Annotated in this window: 2 protein-coding genes; both read left to right on the top strand. The window is 38.1% G+C overall.

The features are described from left to right. Positions 1-1,077, top strand: a 1,077-nt coding sequence (gene der, locus CEX73_RS01195) for a ribosome biogenesis GTPase Der (RefSeq protein WP_101626792.1), incomplete at its 5' end; no start/stop codon positions are given. Between the two features lie 56 nt (positions 1,078-1,133). Next, positions 1,134-2,774, top strand: coding sequence for a glucose-6-phosphate isomerase (gene pgi / locus CEX73_RS01190; protein WP_101626791.1), 1,641 nt, complete (start codon positions 1,134-1,136; stop codon positions 2,772-2,774). Positions 2,775-2,804: the final 30 nt, after the last annotated feature.

Below are 2,804 nucleotides of genomic sequence, written 5' to 3'. Positions count from 1 at the left end.
CAAAAAACTACGTTCGTTGTGGTTAATAAAATCGATGGTATCGACGCTATCAAAGCAGTCGGATACTTTTACTCTATCAGCATGGGACCAATTTTTCCTATTGCTGCGTCCCATGGACGCGGTATTAATCTCTTGTTAAAAGCAGTGATCTTGCCCCTGGTACAAGAAATGATTCCTGTAGGAGATATTATCCCTGCAAATACCGAACATGTATATCCACCATTACTACCAATTAAACTTGCGATAGTCGGTGGTCCTAATGTTGGTAAATCCACGCTGACTAACCGTCTTCTTGGTGAAGAGCGTGTAGTAGTTTTCAATATGCCCGGTACTACCCGTGATAGTATTTATATTCCGATGAGTCGTGCAGAGCGTGAATATGTGTTGATAGATACCGCTGGGTTACGTAAGCGTAGCAAGGTCACCGAAACTGTAGAAAAATTCTCTGTCATAAAAACCCTGCAGGCGATAGAACATTCTCACGTAGTGCTGCTAGTAATTGATGCTCATGAAGGTATTTCCGATCAAGACTTATCGCTACTAGGTTTTATTCTGAATAGTGGCCGCGCACTAGTAATTGCGGTCAATAAATGGGATGGTTTATCTATTAATGTGCGTAATCAAGTGAAAGAAACCTTAGATCAGCGCCTAGGATTTATTGATTTTGTTCGGGTACATTTTATCTCCGCGCTGTATGGTAACAATATTAAAAATATGTTTCATTCGGTGAATGAAGCTTATCGCTGCTCAACCAAGCGTATTAGTACTGGACAACTAACTCGTATTATGCGCATAGCTGTGAATGAACATCAGCCACCTCTGGTGCGTGGTCACCGGGTGAAACCTAAGTATGCGCACCCAGGAGGGTATAACCCACCAATAATAGTGATTCATGGTAACCAGGTGACAGATCTGCCGAACTCATATAAACGTTACCTAATTAATTTTTTTCGTAGATCACTAAAAATGATTGGTACACCTATTCGTATTCAGTTCAACGAACCAGCAAATCCATTTGTTGATGGTAGTAATCAGTCAATACTAAAAAAATATAGTCATATCAAACCCAAAAAGTAACTGACAAAACAAATTAGTTGGGTATAACATGCGCTTTTTCACACCATAGGTTTTTGATGAAAAATATTAATCCCAGTCATACTGCTGCCTGGAAAGGCTTACAACAACATTTTGATCGTATAAAAGAAGTACATATACGAGATCTCTTTGCACAAGATCCACAACGTTTTACTACTTTCTCAGCTATTTTCGACCATGAGATGCTAGTAGATTACTCGAAAAATCGTATTACTAGTGAGACACTATACCGATTACTGGCTTTAGCCAAAGAATGTGATCTGCAGAGCGCTATTGCTTCTATGTTTAGTGGCGAGAAGATCAATCGTACTGAGGATCGAGCGGTACTACACATTGCGCTACGTAATCGCAGTAATAAAAAGATTATAATGAATGGTAAGGATATTATGCCGGAAGTAAATGCGGTATTAGGTAAAATGAAACAATTTTGTACTAAAGTGATTAGTGGTGAATGGAAAGGTTATACCGGAAAATCTATTACTGATGTCGTAAATATCGGAATAGGTGGTTCTGATCTGGGCCCATACATGGTAACTGAAGCACTACGATCTTATAAAAATCATCTCCATATGCATTTTGTGTCTAATGTTGACGGCACACATATCATGGAAACAGTTAAATTATTAGATCCAGCAACAACTCTATTCTTAGTAGCATCCAAAACTTTTATTACCCAAGAAACTATGACAAATGCCCATAGCGCGCGTAATTGGTTCCTAAATACCGCAGGTAATGAGCAGTATATTGCCCAACATTTTGTTGCTTTATCGATTAATGTTAATGCAGTAGCTAAATTTGGTATCGATATCAACAATATGTTTCAATTATGGGACTGGGTAGGTGGACGTTATTCTTTATGGTCAGCCATTGGTCTTTCTATTGCGTTATCGTTAGGCTTTGATAATTTTGAACTGCTGCTTAAGGGCGCATACGCTATGGACTACCACTTTAAAGAAACTCCATTGGAGCATAATTTACCAGTACTATTAGCGCTCATCGGTATCTGGTATAATAATTTTTTCGATGCGGAAACTGAAGCAATTTTTCCTTATGATCAATATATGCACCGATTTGCGGCTTATTTCCAGCAGGGAAATATGGAATCTAATGGAAAATCCGTAGATCGTAATGGTAATGTTGTTAACTATCAGACTGGACCAATTATCTGGGGAGAACCTGGTACAAATGGTCAACATGCTTTTTACCAATTGCTTCACCAAGGTACCAAAATGATTCCTTGCGATTTTATTGCGCCGGCGATCAGTCATAATCCATTGGCAGATCATCACTCGAAGTTGCTGTCTAATTTCTTTGCGCAGACAGAAGCGCTAGCATTTGGTAAATCACGCCAGGAGGTAGAAAAAGAGTACTATGACGTTGGTAAAACTTTAGAACAGATACGGTATGTCGCACCGTTTCAGGTATGTGAAGGTAATCGTCCTACTAATTCTATTTTAATAAAACAAATTACTCCTTATAGTTTTGGTGCATTAATCGCATTATATGAGCATAAAATTTTTACTCAGGGTGCAATACTAAATATTTATACTTTTGATCAATGGGGTGTAGAATTAGGCAAACAACGTGCAAACTATATTTTATCAGAATTAGATAAAGATAATAAAGTTACATCTCATGATAGTTCTACGAATGGTTTAATTAACTGTTATAAATGCTGACAGTAAAACCTTACCTACTCTTGACATCCA

Source organism: Candidatus Palibaumannia cicadellinicola (genome assembly GCF_002855795.1).
Taxonomy (GTDB): Bacteria; Pseudomonadota; Gammaproteobacteria; order Enterobacterales; family Enterobacteriaceae; genus Baumannia; species Baumannia cicadellinicola_C.
Note: the sequence above shows the minus strand (reverse complement) of the source record. Positions and strands in the feature narration are given on the sequence as shown.

Excerpts from the sequence above, each read along its gene's own strand:
- pgi (WP_101626791.1), top strand. The coding sequence starts at position 1,134 with ATGAAAAATATTAATCCCAGTCATACTGCTGCCTGGAAAGGCTTACAA.